The 17,951-nt window shown below is 62.2% G+C and carries 18 protein-coding genes; 3 read left to right on the forward strand and 15 right to left on the reverse strand.

Annotated elements, in window-relative coordinates:
• Window positions 1-37 precede the first annotated feature (37 nt).
• Both Q8O69_RS01200 and Q8O69_RS01205 read left to right on the forward strand, forming a co-directional pair.
• The gene (locus Q8O69_RS01200; protein WP_305589074.1) at window positions 38-1,117 is read left to right on the forward strand and encodes an NAD(P)-dependent alcohol dehydrogenase; all 1,080 of its coding nucleotides are present in this window, start codon (window positions 38-40) and stop codon (window positions 1,115-1,117) included.
• 30 nt (window positions 1,118-1,147) lie between these two features.
• Window positions 1,148-1,549 carry a hypothetical protein gene (locus tag Q8O69_RS01205; RefSeq protein ID WP_305589075.1) on the forward strand — a complete coding sequence of 134 codons (402 nt, stop codon included), beginning with the start codon at window positions 1,148-1,150 and terminating at the stop codon, window positions 1,547-1,549.
• Here the strand turns inward: Q8O69_RS01205 and Q8O69_RS01210 are convergent.
• The 15 genes from Q8O69_RS01210 to Q8O69_RS01280 form a co-directional block, all read right to left on the reverse strand.
• Window positions 1,546-2,076: a type II secretion system protein N gene (locus Q8O69_RS01210; RefSeq protein WP_305589076.1), complete on the reverse strand. Its 531-nt coding sequence runs from the start codon at window positions 2,074-2,076 to the stop codon at window positions 1,546-1,548. The genes Q8O69_RS01205 and Q8O69_RS01210 overlap by 4 nt on opposite strands.
• Window positions 2,077-2,142: 66 nt before the next feature.
• Entirely contained in the window at window positions 2,143-3,939 is a 1,797-nt protein-coding gene (locus Q8O69_RS01215) for a zinc-dependent metalloprotease family protein (protein WP_305589077.1), read from the reverse strand.
• Window positions 3,940-3,975: 36 nt separating this feature from the next.
• Window positions 3,976-4,653 carry a hypothetical protein gene (locus Q8O69_RS01220; RefSeq protein WP_305589078.1) on the reverse strand — a complete coding sequence of 226 codons (678 nt, stop codon included), beginning with the start codon at window positions 4,651-4,653 and terminating at the stop codon, window positions 3,976-3,978.
• A gap of 223 nt (window positions 4,654-4,876) precedes the next feature.
• Entirely contained in the window at window positions 4,877-7,126 is a 2,250-nt protein-coding gene (gene gspD, locus Q8O69_RS01225) for a type II secretion system secretin GspD (RefSeq protein ID WP_305589080.1), read from the reverse strand.
• A 289-nt stretch (window positions 7,127-7,415) separates the two neighbouring features.
• Window positions 7,416-7,739 carry a DUF3392 domain-containing protein gene (locus tag Q8O69_RS01230; RefSeq protein ID WP_275960375.1) on the reverse strand — a complete coding sequence of 108 codons (324 nt, stop codon included), beginning with the start codon at window positions 7,737-7,739 and terminating at the stop codon, window positions 7,416-7,418.
• 30 nt (window positions 7,740-7,769) lie between these two features.
• The gene (gene hemW / locus Q8O69_RS01235) at window positions 7,770-8,930 is read right to left on the reverse strand and encodes a radical SAM family heme chaperone HemW (protein WP_305589081.1); all 1,161 of its coding nucleotides are present in this window, start codon (window positions 8,928-8,930) and stop codon (window positions 7,770-7,772) included.
• A complete protein-coding gene (gene rdgB / locus Q8O69_RS01240; RefSeq protein WP_305589083.1) occupies window positions 8,927-9,523 on the reverse strand; it encodes an RdgB/HAM1 family non-canonical purine NTP pyrophosphatase in 597 nt (198 codons plus the stop codon). The genes hemW and rdgB overlap by 4 nt, the downstream gene beginning before the upstream one ends.
• Window positions 9,524-9,536: 13 nt before the next feature.
• The gene (locus Q8O69_RS01245; protein WP_305589085.1) at window positions 9,537-9,956 is read right to left on the reverse strand and encodes a DUF4426 domain-containing protein; all 420 of its coding nucleotides are present in this window, start codon (window positions 9,954-9,956) and stop codon (window positions 9,537-9,539) included.
• Between the two features lie 37 nt (window positions 9,957-9,993).
• Window positions 9,994-10,614 (reverse strand): methionine biosynthesis protein MetW, encoded by a 621-nt coding sequence (gene metW / locus Q8O69_RS01250; protein WP_305589087.1) that lies wholly within the window; start codon window positions 10,612-10,614, stop codon window positions 9,994-9,996.
• Window positions 10,615-10,616: 2 nt separating this feature from the next.
• Window positions 10,617-11,756 carry a homoserine O-acetyltransferase gene (locus Q8O69_RS01255; RefSeq protein WP_305589089.1) on the reverse strand — a complete coding sequence of 380 codons (1,140 nt, stop codon included), beginning with the start codon at window positions 11,754-11,756 and terminating at the stop codon, window positions 10,617-10,619.
• A 375-nt stretch (window positions 11,757-12,131) separates the two neighbouring features.
• Complete coding sequence (locus Q8O69_RS01260; protein WP_305589090.1) at window positions 12,132-14,114, reverse strand: dynamin-like GTPase family protein; 1,983 nt, start codon at window positions 14,112-14,114, stop codon at window positions 12,132-12,134.
• 237 nt (window positions 14,115-14,351) lie between these two features.
• Window positions 14,352-14,648: a DUF167 domain-containing protein gene (locus Q8O69_RS01265; RefSeq protein ID WP_305589091.1), complete on the reverse strand. Its 297-nt coding sequence runs from the start codon at window positions 14,646-14,648 to the stop codon at window positions 14,352-14,354.
• A 13-nt stretch (window positions 14,649-14,661) separates the two neighbouring features.
• The gene (locus Q8O69_RS01270; protein ID WP_305589092.1) at window positions 14,662-15,252 is read right to left on the reverse strand and encodes a YggT family protein; all 591 of its coding nucleotides are present in this window, start codon (window positions 15,250-15,252) and stop codon (window positions 14,662-14,664) included.
• A 9-nt stretch (window positions 15,253-15,261) separates the two neighbouring features.
• Window positions 15,262-16,080: a pyrroline-5-carboxylate reductase gene (gene proC / locus Q8O69_RS01275; protein ID WP_305589093.1), complete on the reverse strand. Its 819-nt coding sequence runs from the start codon at window positions 16,078-16,080 to the stop codon at window positions 15,262-15,264.
• 36 nt (window positions 16,081-16,116) lie between these two features.
• Window positions 16,117-16,803, reverse strand: a complete 687-nt coding sequence (locus tag Q8O69_RS01280; RefSeq protein ID WP_305589094.1) for a YggS family pyridoxal phosphate-dependent enzyme — start codon at window positions 16,801-16,803, stop codon at window positions 16,117-16,119.
• 63 nt (window positions 16,804-16,866) lie between these two features.
• On the opposite strand from Q8O69_RS01280, the gene Q8O69_RS01285 reads away from it, so the two are divergent.
• A complete protein-coding gene (locus Q8O69_RS01285) occupies window positions 16,867-17,901 on the forward strand; it encodes a type IV pilus twitching motility protein PilT (RefSeq protein ID WP_090240439.1) in 1,035 nt (344 codons plus the stop codon).
• The last annotated feature ends 50 nt before the right edge of the window (window positions 17,902-17,951 follow it).

The raw sequence follows: 17,951 nt of genomic DNA on the forward strand, positions 1-17,951 counted from the left end.
TCAGGGCTCTGTGCTAGCGCATACAAGGAGCCTGACCATGAGCATGATGAAAGCGGCAGTATTTATCGAGCCTGGGCGCATCGAACTGGTGGACAAGCCCATTCCGCCAGTGGGGCCCAATGATGCGCTGGTGCGGATCACCACCACGACCATCTGCGGCACCGATGTGCATATCCTCAAGGGTGAGTATCCGGTAGCCAAGGGGCTGACCATCGGCCATGAACCGGTCGGCATCATCGAGAAACTGGGCAGCAACGTGCAGGGTTACCACGAAGGGCAGCGGGTGATTGCCGGGGCCATCTGCCCAAGCTTCAGTTCTTACGCCAGCCAGGACGGTTATTCCTCCCAGGATGGCGGTTGCAGCTGTCATGGCTACAAACCCATGGGAGGCTGGCGCTTCGGCAACAGCATCGACGGCACCCAGGCCGAATATGTGCTGGTGCCCGATGCTCAGGGCAACCTGGCCCCGGTGCCGGATGGCCTGACTGATGAGCAGGTGCTGATGTGCCCGGACATCATGTCCACCGGGTTTGCCGGCGCGGAAGCGGCCAAGATCAAGATCGGCGATGTGGTGGCGATCTTCGCGCAAGGGCCGATTGGCTTGTGCGCCACGGCCGGCGCCAAGCTGCGCGGTGCGAGCACCATCATTGTGGTCGATGGTGTCGAGCAGCGCCTGCAGATCGCCCGCAAGATGGGAGCCGACGTCACCCTCAACTTCAATCAGGTGGATGTGGTCGAGGAGATTCTGCGCCTGACCGGTGGCCGCGGTGTGGATGCGGCCATCGAGGCGCTGGGCCTGCAGTCCACCTTCGAAAGCGCACTGCGGGTACTCAAGCCTGGCGGCACGCTGTCCAGTCTTGGAGTGTATTCGACGGATCTGGTAATCCCGCTGGGTGCTTTCCATGCCGGCTTGGGCGACCACAAGATCGTCACCTCGCTGTGTCCAGGCGGCAAGGAGCGCATGCGTCGGCTGATCAATGTGGTGGCTTCCGGGAGAGTCGACTTCGGCGCGCTGGTGACCCACCAGTATTCGCTGGATGACATCGTCGCAGCCTATGATCTATTTGCGAATCAGCGCGACGGTGTGCTCAAGGTGGCGATCAAACCGTTCCAATAGATTTTTAGTGGAAGATGCCAGGGAGGTGTTATGCGACGACTAAAACGCTATCTGCTGCTGGGGGTTGCACTGCTGGTCGGTTGCAGCACCCAGGGCGAGCGCAGCATTCAGGAGGTGGCCGGCAGTTGGTCGATCCGCCAATTCAATCAAAGCAGTTTTGCCTTGGGCAAGAGCAGCCATTACCGGGTCTATCACCGTGGTCAGCTGGTGCGCCTGACGCCGCCGCTGGTGCAGCGCGAAACCAGCGAGCTGCTGGCGGTCGGCCACTTCAATGCTGGGGTGTTTCCCTATCCGGACCTGATCGTCCTGGTGCATGACCGCTTTACCAATGCGCAAGGCTATGGCGATGCCAAGCTGCGGGCGTTTCAGCTGATCTCCAAGCAGGATCGGTTCGAGATCGTGCCGATCGAGATATCAGCGGCGGGTTTTTAGTTGCGGCTGCTGGCCTGACTAAGCAACCCGGTCGCGATGGGGTTGGCTGCAGGTGTAAGTGGCTGGCTGGGTTTGTCCGGGAAATGCAGGCTCTCGCGGCGACCCTGACGGAGCAGGGTGACATGCTGGCGCTGTACGCTCTCCAGAGTGACGCCTGGGGCGATGGTGGCACCGACCATAAAGCGCGCCGGGGGCAGGCCGGCCTGGCCAATAATGGCGCTGGAGCGGCTGCTTTGTGGATGGTTGAAGGCGGCCATCAAGGTCAGTTGCAAGGAGGTAGCCGGAGCCGGGCCGCCGCTGTCGAGTAGAGGGAGGCCGAACAGTCCCGCCAGTTGCTGCTGATCGATAACCGGCTGCACGGGGGCGTGCTGCACGGGCGCCAGGTTGATTGGGCTGTGCAGTAAGCGCCAGAACGCCGCGCCCTGATAGGCCAGGCTGAGGCTGCCAGCGAGCAGAAGCAGCAGGCACAGGCCCGTGATCAGATGCTCCGAGGCGACGGGCTGGGCTGGTTTATTGGGCTGCAGCATAAAAAATCCTTAATGAAAAAGCCCATGACTGCTAAGGCAGCCATGGGCTTGGGTACTACTGGGTGTTTACAGCTTGCCGATGCTGACGTTGTCGATAAACAGCGACTCGCTGCGTTGGGTGCCCAGGATCAGCAGGTCGACGCGGCGCAGCGTACCGGCTGGCAGCTGCACCTCGTGCTGCAGCTTGCTCCAACTGCCACCACGGGTGGAGCGCTGGCCAAGCGGCAGGTACTGGCCACGGCCATTGCTGTCTTCGACATACAGGTAGGCGTAGGCGATGGCGCTGACCGCGCTGCTGCGGCCAATGCTCAGGTCGGCCGAAACGCGGTAACGATTACCCGCCTGGACATTGCCGAGCAGGCTGACGCTGGCACCGGCGCCTTCGTACTGACGCTGATAGGCTTCCAAGGCCTGGCGGCTGCCGCTGGCAAAGGTGCTGGCGCGGGCGCTGCCATGGAAACCAGACCAGCCACCAATGCCGTTCTCGAAGTTCCAGCCGAACTGGGTTGGTGCAGGTGGTACAGGAGGCGCGGCGGCCTGGACTTCCTGCAGTTCGACTTCATCAACCAGCAGGCTGCTGCCGCTGTCGCTCCAGATCGCCACATACAGATTGCGCACGTTGCTTGGCGTTGTGTAGGTGAAGGCTTTTTCCAGGCGGCTGAACTCGTTGCCAGTTACGGACAGGCTGACCGTCTGCTCGGCGCTGTAGGTAAAGCGGCCGTCGGTGCTTTCCTGGAGGATCGCCACGCGCACGTTTTCACGGCTGTCGCGGGCCTTGAGCATGGCCTTGGCTTTCAGGCGATATTGCGTGCCAGCAGTCAGGCCAGTGACCGGTGTGGCCAGTACGTCGAAGGACTGCGCGTCCATTTGCAGCGCATTGTCGCGGCAGTTCAGTGCCACATTCACAAGGCTCAGCTGCGCCTGACCGAACAGCGCACGCCAGCCTTCGTTGCTGTTGAACTCGCCGTTGCTGACCAGGCCCTTGAGCGCTGGCTTGCTGCACCAGGGCAGCTCGGTCGGCGGCGTGGTTGGGTTGCCGGTACCGGGGTTAGTGGTGACTGGCACCTGGGTGGCGCGGAAGGCGGCAATCTGCCCGGCCATGGCGTTGAGCGCGCGCACGGCATCGGAGCGATCCGGCATGCCGCAGGGCTGGTTGGCGCAGTCGGCGTCATTCAGCCGTGGGTTGGAAAATACCGGCGCCTGACGGCGAGCATTGAAGACCTGCGGGTACGCCATGATGGTGCTGAACTGACCCTGGACACCGTAGCCACGGCTCCATTCGTGGGTGCCGTTGTGGCCGTTGGCGTTGTAGTAGCCTTCCTGCTGGTCCTGCTCATAGGAGTGGCGCAGGCCCATATTGTGGCCGGCTTCGTGGGCGAAGGTGCTGAGGCTGCAGTCGACGCCAGTCAGGCCATAGGCCATTTCCTTGGCACCGCTGTTGAAGCGGTCGCTGTTCTTCGCGCCAGTGCCCATCCAGGCGATACCGCAGATGCCATAACCCTGGCCTTGGGTGGTGCGATTGATCAGCTGTACCACGTCGGCGCCGTATTGCTCACGCAGGCGCTTTACCTGGGCGTCGTCGGTGAACTTGTTGAGGTTGGCGCCGGACACGTCGTAGTAGTTAGCCCAGTCGAGCAGCTGTTTGTGCACCAGGCGCAGGCGGATATTCACGCCGCTTTTGGCGTAGGCCGTGTTGGTGTATTCGATATAGCTGGCGATGCGTGCGTCGATATCACGGCCGTTGGGCAGGCTCTGCGCGTCTTTGGTGTAGAGCACCATGATGTCGACGGTTTGCGGGTTGGCCTGGGCGCTATGGGCGGTCAGGGCCAGTGCGAGGGCAGAGAGCCATTGCACTTTCTTCATATCAGCGTTCCTTGTGCGATTTGAGTAAGAAGGCGATCAGCCCTGGGTGGGCGGTGGCAGCGGGGCCAGTTCTTTATGGTCGTAGTGCAGGTGGTCATTGGGATCGGCGCGCAGTACCAGTTGGTTCTCATCGGTGATCACCGTCTTGCCCGTGGCGTTATCGATGATGATCGACAGGCTGCCGTCGAGCGTGGCGACGGTGATATGGGTCTCCAGCGCGCCCTTGACCAGGGTCATGCTTTCCACCTCGTCGCCATCGATCAGGCTGCCTTGCCATACGGCGCTGCCGGCGGTGTTGCGGGTTTCGCCGAGGCTGGCGCGAGTCGGGCTGCTGCGCCCCGGTAGTGCCAGGGAAACCACCTGACCGAGCGCCAGGTTGTTGAGTTGCTCAGGGTCGACCTGGGTCAGGTGCTGGGTAATGCCGTTGCTCTCGGTTTCCTGCAGTGAGCCGGCATCCCAGAGCGTGGCCTGCGCGGCGCTGCTGGTGGCCACGGGCGGTTTGGCCTGCAGGGTGGAGACGCTGCTGGCGCCTTGGCTGGCTGCTGGGCTGGCGGATGCGGCCGTGCTTGCGCTGGGCGCGGACGATTTGCTGTCGGGATTGTTATTCGATGCCGCTTGGCTTGGCTTTGGCTCAAGGTCAGCCGAGAGCACGACCCCCAGGACGCCGCCGACAATGGCGGTGGCGACTGCGGCTGTAATCCAGCGTTTTGACATGCGACTGCTCCATTAGTCTGGAAAGTTGAAGTCGCGCAGTCTAGGTAGAGCCTCTGTGGTTATTCGCTATGCAGTTCACAGGCAGAGGGTATGGGCAGGGCCAGCTTGTTTAATTTGAACGTTGGTCTCATATCCAGGGTGTGCCACGTCTCGCTCGGAATGGGGCACAGTTCCACGCCGCTCGGCCATGCCGTTGCGGCGTGGTGCCGCAACGCCTGGTTGCTTACTCGGGCAGGGCGCTGGCGCCGCGTTTGGGCAGCTGTTCGGGCAGGGCGGCCAGGGCTTTAAGCGCGGTCTCGCGGCTCGGGTAACTGCCATAGAGCACGACGTAGCGGGTTTCCCCGTCCTGCTCGCGCTCGGCCAGGCGCAGCGGTTGTTTGGGGTGGCGCTCCAGCAGAGCCTGCATAAATTCGCGGTTGCTGCCCTCGACCAGCTGGATGGTGTGGCGGCGCGCTGCAACCTGGGGTTTGCTCTCGCCGCCACGACCATCGCCGAGGGTGGCGGGGTCGACAGGCTTGGGCGTCTCGATCAGGGTCTTGCTCGGTTTTGCCGGGATGGCTTTGGCCGGCTGGCGCAGGTCGGTCGCGGGTGCCTCAATGCCCTGGTCGAACAAGGCGTGGGCCTGCTGCGGCAGATGGTCGTAACCGTTGGCCTGGCCGAGCAGGCGCAGGTCACGGTATTTGCCCAGGCTCAGGTTGGCCAGGCCGACACCGTCACGCGCCACGGTGGGACGCAGGAACACCATCAGGTTGCGTTTCTGCCGGGCTTCGCGGGTTGAACGGAATAGCCGGCCGACGCCGGGAATATCGCCAAGCAGCGGCACCTTGCTCTCACTGCTGGTGATGTCGTCCTGAATCAGGCCGCCGAGCACGATCACCTGGCCGTCATCGGCCAACACAGTGCTCTTGATCGAGCGTTTGTTGGTGACCAGATCCACCGCCTGGGCATTCAGTCCGGTGCTCGGGGCGATGGAGGAGATTTCCTGCTCGATCACCAGGCGCAGGGTGGCGCCTTCATTGATATGCGGGGTGACCTTGAGGGTCACGCCGATGTCCTTGCGTTCGATGGTGGTGAAGGGGTTGCTCGAGCCGGCGGCGTCGGTGGTGTAGGAGCCGGTCTGGAACGGCACATTCTGCCCGACCAGAATCTCGGCGGCCTGGTTGTCCAGGGTCAGCAGGGTGGGGGTGGAGATCAGGTTGCTTTTGCCGGTCGAGGACAGTGCGGTGATCAGCGCGCCGAAGTTGTCGTTGCCGACCCCGAAAATCGCCCCGTTGGGCAGCGCCTTGGCCAGCTCGGCGGGGTTCTCGCTGGCGATGGCGCCAAGCAGGGTGCCGACCGACAGCCCAGCATTGCTGAAATTGACGCCGCCCAGACCACCGCCGTTGCGGCCATCGATGGCCCATTGCACGCCGAGGGCGTCATTGATGTCGCCGGACATCTCGACGATGGCCGCTTCCACCAGCACCTGGGCGCGGGGTATATCCAGCTGGCGTACCAGGTCCTCGAACATATTGACGATATCGGCTTCGGCCATGATGACGATGGCGTTAAGGCTCTCGTCGGCGCGAATCATCAGCTTCAGCGGTGCGGCGTTTTCACTGCCCTGGCTTTGGCTCAGGTTGTCGCCGAAGTCGCCGAGGGTCTTCGCCATCTCCTTGGCATCACCATGGCGCAGGCGGATAACCCGGGTATTGGTCGAGCGCGAGCTGGGCGTGTCGAGGCTCTGCGCCAGCTTCAACAGGCGCGCGCGGGCGTCGCTGGGGCCGAGCAGCAGCAGGCGATTGGCGCGGGTGTCGGCGATCACCTGGGCGCCGCTGGCCTGAGCGTTTTTCAGTGAGCTGTTGATCACCGCCGCCAGCTCGTGGACCCAGGCGTGGCGCAGGTCATAAACGCTGAAGTCGTCCTGATTCTGGCTGTCCAGCTGGCGGATGATTTCGTCGATACGGGCGATATTGGCCGGGGTGTCGCTGATGATCAGGCTGTTGGATGAAGGCACGGCAGCCAGGTGGCCGTGGTTGGCCACCAGCGGACGGATCAGCGGCAGCAGGTCGTTGGCGGCGCCATGCTGCACCTGCAGCACGCGGGTTTCCAGGTTGCCGTGGCTACCGGCGGTGGTCTTGGCCTCGCTGCTGGGGATGATGCTCAGCTGATTGCCCTGCGGCATCACGGCGAAACCGTGGGTGCTCATCACCGAGAGGAACAGCTTGTAGATCTCGGCGATATTCATCGGCTGCTGGGCGATCACCGTGACCTGACCTTTTACCCGCGGGTCGATGATAAAGGTCTGCCCGCTGATGCTGGAAATCTGCTCGATAAAGTCGCGAATTTCCGCGTTCTGCATATTGATGGTCCAGCTGTCCTCGCTCTGCGCAGATGCTTCGGTTGAGGCATTGGCCTGGCTGGCGATGCTTAGCAACAGGGCTGTGTGCAGCAGTAGCAGGCGGAACAGATGGCGCAGGGCAGGCGTGATCATGGCAAGGGCATCAATATGTGTGGCCGTAATGCACTGCCGCAGCTGACGCGAAGTCGGGCAAGGGAAGGCTGGAGGCGCTGTTCGGACGGGAGAAACGGCTGCAACCAGTACTGCGAGCAGTGTTGGGGGCGCAAGGCTAATGAAAAAAGCCGGCGTATGTTGAGGCGTGATGGCGATCTGCGATGATCGTCACAGTCAGTCGGCGATTTGTTGCCAGGGCGTGATGCGCGCTTCAGTTGGCAACTGCAGTCGAGAGCCCGTGACCGGGCTGTCGATCAGTGGGCGCAGCTTAGCTGCGGTCGGCGAGGATGCCGATGATAAAGAACACCAAAATCAGCACCGGGGCCAGGGTGAAATTGTTGAAGAAACCCAGGCCCTTGGCCAGGTACGGCGTGGCGAAGACGATCAGCAGGCCGTAGCCGACCGCGCAGAGCAGCACGAAGATCAGCGTACGCAAGATGAAATTCATGCTGCTGGTATTGCGCTGCACCCAGGCATTGACCCCTGGCCCGAACAGCACCAACAGCGTCGCGATAATCGCCAGAGAGATGTCGTAGAGGTGGCTGCGGCTCCAGCGCGACAGGGTGACGATCAGGTCGAGTAGCAGGTCCATCAGGTTTCCTTAGCCGGGTGGGCGCATGCGTCAGGGTAGAAAGTGTTGCAGCAGATCATTGAGAAACAGCTGGCCTTCGCGGGTAGCGCTCAGGCGTGTCGGGTCGCTGTGCAGCAGGCCGCGTTGCTGGGCTTCGGCGCGCGCGGCAGCGAGCTGGCTGAGCGGCAGACCGGTGCGCTGAGTGAACAGCTCGCTGGCGACGCCGTCCGTGAGGCGCAGCACATTCATCAGAAATTCGAAGGGCAATTCATCGGCGCTAAGGGCGCGCTCGCCAGCGTTGAAGCGCTTGCTGCGGTCCAGGTAGTCCTTGGGCAGGCGGGTTTTCCAGCTGCGGCTGATGCGCCCGTCCGGCGCACTAAGCTTGGCGTGGGCGCCGGCGCCTATGCCGAGAAAATCGCCAAAGGTCCAGTAATTCAGGTTGTGCCGCGCCGCCTTGCCAGGCTGGGCGTAGGCTGAAACTTCATACTGCGCGTAACCTTCGGCGGCCAGCAGAGCCTGCCCGGCTTCCTGAATGTCCCAGAGAATATCGTCCTCGGGCATCACCGGCGGCTGGTTCCAGAACACCGTGTTCGGCTCAACCGTCAGCTGATACCACGACAGGTGCGTCGGCCCCTGGGCGATGGCGATGCGCAAGTCGCTGAGGGCATCCTCGATGGATTGATCCGGCAGGCCGTGCATCAGGTCCAGGTTGAAATTGTCGAAGCCGGCGGCGCGCGCCATATCCGCTGCGTGCACCGCTTCATCGCCGTCGTGGATGCGCCCCAGGGCGATCAGCTTGGGCGCCTGGAAACTCTGTACGCCAATCGACAGGCGATTGATGCCCAGGCTGCGGTAGTCCTTGAACTTGGCCTGCTCGAAGGTGCCGGGGTTGGCTTCCAGGGTGATTTCGATATCGGCGGCAAACGGCACACGCCGCTCCACGCCCTCAAGCAGGCGACCGAGGGCTTTGGCCGAAAACAGGCTGGGCGTGCCGCCGCCAAAGAAGATCGAACTCAGCGGCCGCTTATGCACCTGCGCCAGATCGGCATCCAGATCCGCCAGCAGGGCGTCGACGTACTCTTCTTCCGGCAGGGTTGGCCCGGCGGCATGGGAGTTGAAGTCGCAATACGGGCACTTCTTCACGCACCAGGGGATGTGCACGTAGAGTGCAAGTGGCGGCAGCTCGAAGCCGACGCCGGACGCCGTGGTCATGCCAGGCCCAGCCGCTGTTTCAACAGGGCCATGGCGCGGGCGCGGTGGCTGATCTGGTTTTTCTCGGCCGCTGGCAGCTCGGCGCTGGAGCAGTCGCGCTCGGGCACCCAGAACAGCGGGTCGTAGCCGAAACCTTCCACGCCCTGTGCGGCGTGCAGGATGCGCCCATGCCAGAGACCTTCGCAGATGATTGGCAATGGGTCGTCGGCATGTCGCACCAGCGCCAGGCAGCAGACGAACTGTGCGCCGCGCTCGGCATCTGGAACATCTTTCAGCGCGTCGAGCAGCTTGGCGTTATTCGCCGCATCACCCTGGCCATCGGCATAGCGCGCCGAGTAGATGCCCGGCGCACCGCCGAGAAAATCCACCGCCAGGCCGGAGTCATCGGCCAGCGCCGGCAAACCCGATAGTCGCGCGGCATTGCGCGCCTTGAGAATGGCGTTTTCGATAAACGACAGGCCGGTTTCTTCCGGCTCGACCATGGAAAATTCGCCGACCGAGCGCACGCGCACGCTGCTGCCGAGCATGGCTTGCAGCTCTTTAAGTTTGCCGGCGTTATGGCTGGCGAGTACAAGCTCGTTGAAATGCATCATGTATTCAGGGCCATCATTCGTCTGGGAAGAATTCCTGGTTGAAATTGAAGCTGTGCGCCACGCCATCGGCAGCGCGCACGTTGATGGTGAAGCGCAGCAGTTCCCGCTGGGTAAAGGGGAACTGGGCCAGGTAATAGATGGCTGCGCCTTCGTTGATCTGCTTGAAGGTCAGCGGCTGGCTGCGGCCGACCAGGTCCTTCACTTCACCACTGACACTGGCGCTGCTGGCGGTGCCGGCCTTGAGCACGGAAATGTTCACCACGCCCTGGGTCTTGCTGCGCACCAGGCCATTGGCTGCGGCGATATCCGGTTGCAGAAAGCCGGAATTGAAGGCGATGTAGTGCACGTCGAGATCGCCGAAGGTCTGCTTGCGTTCAGCCAGCGCCGGCAGGCTCAGGCACAGGGCGATAAACAGTAGTGCAATGCGACGCATAAGGTTCTCCTAGTAGCTAATCGTGCAGTGCAGCCGCCTAGTTGGCGATCTGCAGGTCTTCGGCCGTAGGCCCGCTGATCCGGTAAATGCCGATTTCACCTAACAGATTAGGCCAGATCCGGCTGGCCCAGCCGTGCCGGTGGTCGCGGTCTACGGCCAGGCGATCCATGACTTTCGCGCCCTGGTCGTGGCACAGGTTTTCGAAGTCTTCGAAGGTGCAGAAGTGGATGTTCGGCGTATTGAACCAGGTGTACGGGAGAAAGTCCGACACCGGCATACGGCCCTTGGTAGTGAGGTACCAGCGGCAGTGCCAGTGGCCGAAGTTGGGGAAGGTGATGATGCAGGTCTTGCCGACCCGCAGCATCTCCGCCAGCACCTTGTCCGGGTAATGCAGGGCTTGCAGCGACTGGGTCATGACCACCACGTCGAAGCTGTTGCTGGCGAAGTTGCCCAGACCCTTGTCGAGGTTTTGCTCGATCACGTTGACGCCCTTGCTCACGCACTGGGCGATATTCTCCGCATCGATTTCCAGGCCGTAGCCGCTGACCTGCTTGTGCTCGGCCAGCCAGGCGAGCAGCTCGCCATTGCCGCAACCCAGATCGAGCACCCGGCTACCCGCAGGAATCCACTCTTGGATGATTTCGAGATCCGCGCGCATGGCTACACCTTAATCCGTTTCATATAGCTGTCGAACGCCTGCAGGTAGCGCGGGATCGGCATCAGGAAGGCATCGTGGCCCTGGGGCGCGTCGATTTCCAGGTAGCAGACATTTTTCCGCGCAGCGGTCAGCGCATCGACGATTTCCCGCGAGCGTGCCGGCGAGAAACGCCAGTCGGTGGTGAAGGACATCACGCAGAAGTCAGCTGTGACATGCGCCAATGTCTTGGCCAGATCGCCATCGAAGGACGCGGCCGGATCGAAGTAGTCCAGCGCCTTGGTCATGAGCAGGTAGGTGTTGGCGTCAAAGCGCCCGGAGAACTCCTCACCCTGGTAACGCAGGTAGCTTTCCACCTGAAACTCGACGCTGTGGAAGTCGTAGTTGAGCTTTTCGCTTTTCAGGCCACGGCCGAATTTCTCGCCCATGGCGTCATCCGACAGGTAGGTGATGTGGCCGACCATGCGCGCCAGCATCAGCCCGCGCTTGGGGATTACGCCCTGTTCCTGGAAGTGCCCGCCGTGGAACTGCGGATCGGTGAGGATCGCCTGGCGCGCCACTTCGTTGAAGGCGATGTTCTGCGCCGATAGTTTGGGGGCCGAGGCAATCGCCAGGCAGTGGCGCACGCGCTCGGGGTAGCTGATGGTCCATTGCATAGCCTGCATGCCGCCCAGGCTGCCGCCGATCACCGCGGCCCACTGGCGGATACCGAGGTTATCGGCCAGTCGCGCCTGGCTGTGCACCCAGTCTTCCACTGTCATCACCGGGAAGTCGGCGCCGAAGGGTTTGCCGGTCGCCGGGTTGATGCTGCTGGGGCCGGTGGAGCCGTTGCAGCCGCCAAGGTTGTTCAGGCTGACGACGAAGAACTTGTTGGTGTCGATGGGTTTGCCAGGGCCGATACAGCTGTCCCACCAGCCCGGTTTACGGTCGTCCGCGCTGTGATAACCGGCGGCATGGTGATGGCCGGATAGGGCGTGGCAGATCAGCACGGCGTTGCTGGCCGTGGCATTCAGCTCGCCATAGGTTTCGAAGATCAGTTGGTAGTCGGCCAGGCTGCGCCCGCAGGCCAGCGCCAGAGGGTCTGCAAAGTGCAGTACCTGCGGAGTTACCAGGCCAACAGAGTCTTGGGGAAAGGCAGTCGACATCGACCCTGCTCGCAATAAAAGAAGGCCGCAGTCTAGGGTCTGTTCCCATTTCGTCGCAAGCCGCGTTGCTGCGCAAAATTTCGCCAGGCTAGGCGGAGGGCGCAGGTAATGGTTGTTCCCTTGCCAAGTCCTCCAACACCGCATGGCGAAATTTTTCGCGCAACCCGCAGGGCCGGGCCAGTTTTTACGCGATGCAGCGTTTCTCGACACTCATTTGGAACAACCAAACTTCGTGTCTCGTGCCTTGCCTCGCGTAAAAACTGGCTCCGGCGCGGCTGCGCACGAAACGGGAACAGACCCTAAAAGCGCCGCCCCAGGCGGCAAGCGCATGGGGCGGCTGGGGTACGGCGGATGTGGCGGTGCTGAAGTCTAGGGCTATTCGCCGATGCTATGCGGGCGCGCAGCCCCTGGCAGGTTGACCACCTTGCCCTGGCGCTGCACGGGTGCAGGGCGACGCAGGATGCGCAGCATGTCGTTGGCCTGCGCCAGTTGCTGCTCCAGCTCGCTGCTGTAACGCGCCAGTTGCTGGCCGCGCTGGCGCGACTGCTGGGTTTCCTGGGCCAGGGCCTTGAGCCGCAGCATGTGGGTTTCCAGCAACTGCTTGTGTTCCAGGGTGTGCTGCATCAGCGGCATCAGCGCATCGCTGGCCCACTGTTCGGCTTCCTGGCGCATGCGCTGGTGCAGGCCGATCACTTCCTGTACCAGGGTGGCGAAGAAGCGCTTGGTCAGGCTGCGCTGTTCGGTCAGCAGGGTTTTCAGCTGCAGGCGGAACTGGTCGGCCTTGGTCTGCTGCTGCTTGAGTTCACGCAGGTAGCGATTGACGTTGAACTGCGGGGCGTCGACGCCGTGCAGCGGGTTCTCTTCGTTGTGCCGACGGTAGATGGCCGCAACCATCTTGTTGGCCATCTCGGCTTCCTGCGCCAGGTTGTGCAGGTCCTGCTCCACGCTGCGGAAGAAATGCAGGATGGCCTGGTTGATACCCAGAGTGGTCCAGCTGCCGGTGAGATTCTTGCGCACCTTGTTCAGGTGTTCGTCCAGGCGCTCGCTGCGTGAGGCATGGCGCAGCAGGTCGCCCTGACGCTTGAGTAGGCGCTGGTTGGTTTTCAGGCCCAGCAGGCGTTTGTGGTGCTGGCTGTGGTCTTCTTTGGTCTTGGCGGTCAGCTCGAACAGCATCTGGCCGTTGTCGTGCTGATGGTTGCTCAGCAGCGCCTGCTGTTCGTTGACCTTTTCCAGGCGCAGGTTGAGCACGTGCTGGCTGTTCTGCAGCAGGGCGAGCACCTGATTGACCACGCGGTCTTCGAGCAGGCGTTCCTTCTGCGCGATGATGCGCTCGCAGAGCAGGTTTTCCAGGTTGCTCATCTGGCTGCGAGCCAGCAGCTCCGGATCTTTGCGCACTTTTGCCAGCATCGCCTGCTTGGCCGACAGCGGCAGTACGTCCTCGACGCGGATACCGAGCTGGCGCGCGGTGCTGGTCTGGATCTGGCGGATGGCGTTCTGCACAAAGGCTTCGCCGGCCAGGTCATCCCAGAGCACGTCGATCTTGTTCAGCACGGCGAACAGGCTGGTCTGGGTGTCTTCGTCGAGCTGGCGGATATGTTGTTGCCACACGGCCATATCGCTGGCGGTCACGCCGGTGTCGGCGGACAGCAGGAAGATGATCGCCTGGGCGCTGGGCAGCATCGACAGGGTCAGCTCCGGCTCGCTGCCCAGGGCATTCAGGCCTGGGGTGTCGAGAATGCGCAGGCCCTGGCGCAGCAGCGGGTGGTCGAAGTTGACCATGGCGTGGCGCCAAGCCGGCACCAGTACTTCGCCGGGTTTATTGGTGCTTTCCAGCATGTCCGGGTGGAAGCCCAGGGCAATCGCCTGTTCGACCGGCATGGGTTTGGTCCGTGCGACCTGGACAAAGGCCTGGACCATATTGTCCGGGTCGCTGAGGTCCAGTGGGATATTGACCCAGTGCCGTGGAATACGTTTGAACTGCGCCACGCTGGCCTCGGACACGCGGGTCTCGATCGGCAGCAGGCGGATATAGGAGCGCTCCGAGCGTGGGTCGAAGAACAGCTCGGTGGGGCACATGGTGGTACGCCCCGCCTGGGACGGCAGCATGCGCTGGCCATAGGAGGAGAAGAACAGGCTGTTGATCAGCTCGGTCTTGCCGCGCGAGAACTCGCCGACAAAGGCCAGGGTGATGTGGTCGGTGCGCAGCAGTTTCAGCGCGCGCTCAAGCTTGGCTTCCACGGCCTCGGAGTTCAGCCGATTGGTCACCAGCCAGCTGCGATAGCGGGTGATTTCGCGCATCAGCTCGCGCTTCCAGGTGACGTAAGCATCGACCTGCTGACTGAGACGTTCCATGCTCATCCTGGGCTTTCCTCCGGTTGGCGCATCCATTGTGGGGCGACTGGGGCTATACGGCACCCAGGTTGAGTCGGGCACACATTGAACGATGCCGCGCAGCAAGCCGACGCGGCAGATAACGCTTTAAAGCCTGTGGAATTACGCCAGATCCACGACGTTCGTGGATTGACCTGCTTGGCATTATGCGGGTCGCAGCTATGGCGTCAATTGCATGTCGTCGCACGCCCGCCTTATGGTCGGTCAGAGTGACCGAGCGGTCAGTGCAAGTTCGTCTGGCAGGCGCTGCGGTTGTCTGATGCGCACGCGCTTTTGCCGGCTTTGCTGGCCGCTTTCCAGGCTGACCTGGCTTTTGCTCATGGCAAACACGCTGGCGAGAAAGGCCAGCAACTGGGCGTTGGCCTTGCCATCCACGGGCGGCGCGGTGAGGCGGATTTTCACTCGATCACCGTGCAGCCCAGCGAATTCATCTTTGCTCGCTTTGGGCTGCAGGTGGCACTCGAGAATCAGGTCGGCGCCGTCCCAGCGAAAGTGGCTCATCCGCCGCTCGGAGTCAGATCGCCAGGCTCAGGCCTTTGTACATGCCGGTCATGATCGCCAGGTTGCGGATCACCAGCATGTCGATCAGGTTGAGCAGCAGGAACGCGACGATGGGCGACAGATCCAGCCCGCCCATGCTCGGCAGGATGCGGCGGATCGGCGACAGCAGCGGTTCGCAGATCTGGTTGATCAGCATGGCGGTGGGGTTATGACTGCCTTGGGCTACCCAAGAGAGGATCACGCTGATGATCAGGGCGAAGAAGAACACCTTGAGGAACAGCGCGGTGACGCCAATGATCGACCACACCAGCAGTTGCAGCGGGTTGTCCAGGCCATAGCCGAGCAGCAGCAGGGTTACAGCCATCAGCAGCAGCTGCAGCACAATCGCCAGCACCAGAGATGCCAGATCAAGCCCGGCCAGGCTCGGGATGATCTTGCGCAGCGGTTTCAGCAGCGGATGGGTGGCGCGCACGATGAACTGGCTGACCGGGTTGTAGAAGTCTGCCCGCACCAGTTGCAGGATAAAGCGCAGCAGCACGATCAGCAGGTACAGGCTGCCAATGGTCTGCAGGATATAAACGGCGGCGGTGTTGAGTCCGATCATTTTCGTTCCTTATTGACCCAGTTGTTCGGCCAGCTCGGCAGAGCGGTGGGCGGCGGCGTTCAGGGCTTTTTCGACCAGGGCTTCGAAGCCGTCGGCCTGGAAGGTCTTGATCGCCGCTTCGGTGGTGCCGGCCGGTGAGGTTACCCGGCGGCGCAGTTCGCTGGCATCGACATCGCTGGCCACGGCCATACGGGCGGCGCCGAGGGCGGTGTGCAGGGTCAGCTGGGCGGCGGTCTCGCGCGGTAGGCCAAGCTTCTCGCCGGCGGCGGTCATGGCTTCGATCAGCAGGAAGAAATACGCCGGGCCGCTGCCGGACACGGCGGTCACGGCATCGATCTGCGCTTCCTGATCCAGCCACAGCGCCAGGCCGACGGCGCTGAGCAGCTGTTCGGCCTGCTGGCGCTGGGCCGGCGAAACCTGAGCATTGCCATACAGGCCGCTAACGCCCTGACGCAGCAGCGCGGGCGTGTTGGGCATGCAGCGCACAATGGCGCGCGGGCCAAGCCAGCTTTCCAGGCTGGCGCAGCTGATGCCGGCGGCAATCGACACCACCAGCTGCTGCTCGCCGATATGCGCGGCGAGGTCTTGGCACACCTCTTTCATCACCTGCGGCTTGATCGACAGCACGATCACGTCCGCACCCTGAATGGCCTCGGCGTTGCTGGCAAAGGTTTCGATGCCGTGCTCGGCGCTGATTTTGCTGCGCTGTTCGGCGCCGCGATCACTGGCGCGAATGGCGTTGGCGTCGATGCCCTGGGCGCGCAGGCCGCCGATCAGGCTGGCGGCCATATTGCCGGCACCGATAAAGGCAATGCGGGGAGTGGTCATAACGGGCTTCCTTAATAAGGCTGAAGGCAAACTCAATCAGTTATTGCTGTAGTCGCGCGCGCCGAACAAGGCGGTACCGATGCGCACCCAGGTCGCGCCTTCGGCAATCGCTGCTTCCAGGTCATGGCTCATGCCCATGGACAAGGTGTCGAGGTCCAGGTTCAAGCCGTGTTGCAGCTCACGCAGGCGGGCGAAGGCGGCGCGTTGCTCGCCGGGGTCATCGGTGGGCTCGGGGATTGTCATCAATCCGCGCAAGCGCAGGTTGGGCAGTTGTGTAACCGCTTGTGCCAGTGCCGGCAGCTCGTCCGGGTTGCAGCCAGACTTGCTGGCCTCACCACTGACATTTACCTGCAGGCAGATATTCAGCGCAGGCAAATGCGCCGGGCGCTGATCAGACAGGCGCTGGGCGATTTTCAGGCGATCCACCGAATGCACCCAGGCAAAGTGCTCGGCGATGGGCTTGGTCTTGTTCGACTGGATGGGACCGATGAAGTGCCAGGTCAGCGGCAGATCGCTCAGTTCGAGCTGTTTTTCCAGGGCTTCCTGCAGGTAGTTCTCACCAAAATCGCGGGTACCGGCGGCAAACGCCTGGCGAATCGCTGCGGCCGGTTTGGTTTTGCTTACCGCGAGTAGGCCAACCGTCGCACAATCTCGCTGCGAGGCTTGCGCCGCCTCACGGATGCGCACTCCGACCTTTGCAATATTCTCTGCTATCGTGGACATTACTTGCGCCCGCCGCCTGGGTTTCGCGGCATTCTACCTGCTTGTCTGTCATTAGGGAGTCCCATGGATATCACTGAATTGCTGGCCTTCAGCGCCAAGCAAGGTGCATCGGACCTGCATCTCTCCGCTGGCCTGCCTCCGATGATTCGGGTCGACGGTGATGTTCGCCGGATCAATTTGCCTGCGCTGGACCATAAACAGGTGCACGCACTGATCTACGACATCATGAACGACAAGCAGCGCAAGGATTTCGAGGAATTTCTCGAGACCGACTTCTCCTTCGAAGTGCCCGGCGTGGCGCGTTTCCGGGTTAACGCCTTCAACCAGAACCGTGGTTCTGGCGCGGTATTCCGGACCATTCCGTCGAAAGTGCTGAGCATGGAAGACCTCGGTATGGGCGAGATCTTCCGCAAGATTTCCGATGTGCCGCGTGGTCTGGTGCTGGTGACCGGGCCGACCGGTTCGGGCAAATCGACCACCCTGGCGGCAATGCTCGACTATATAAACAGCAACAAATACCACCACATCCTCACCGTTGAAGACCCAATCGAATTCGTTCACGAATCGAAAAAGTGCCTGATCAACCAGCGTGAGGTGCATCGCGACACCCTCGGCTTCTCCGAAGCCCTGCGTTCGGCGCTGCGGGAAGACCCGGACATCATCCTGGTCGGCGAGATGCGTGACCTGGAAACCATCCGCCTGGCCCTGACTGCTGCAGAAACCGGTCACTTGGTGTTTGGCACCCTGCACACCACCTCGGCGGCCAAGACCATCGACCGCGTGGTTGACGTATTCCCGGCCGAAGAGAAGTCCATGGTTCGTTCCATGCTCTCCGAGTCCCTGCAATCGGTTATCTCGCAGACCCTGCTGAAGAAGATCGGCGGCGGTCGTGTGGCAGCCCACGAAATCATGATCGGCACCCCGGCCATCCGTAACCTGATCCGCGAGGACAAGGTGGCACAGATGTACTCGGCGATCCAGACCGGTGGTTCGCTGGGCATGCAGACGCTGGATTCCTGCCTGAAGACCCTGGTATCCAAGGGCATCGTCAGCCGTGAAGCGGCGCGCGAGAAAGCCAAAACGCCAGAAAATTTCTAAATCGACAGTACCCGGCCGGCAATCGCCTGTCGGGTTCAGCCCAGCGGCAA

Source organism: Pseudomonas sp. (assembly GCF_030690725.1).
Lineage (GTDB): Bacteria > Pseudomonadota > Gammaproteobacteria > Pseudomonadales > Pseudomonadaceae > Aquipseudomonas.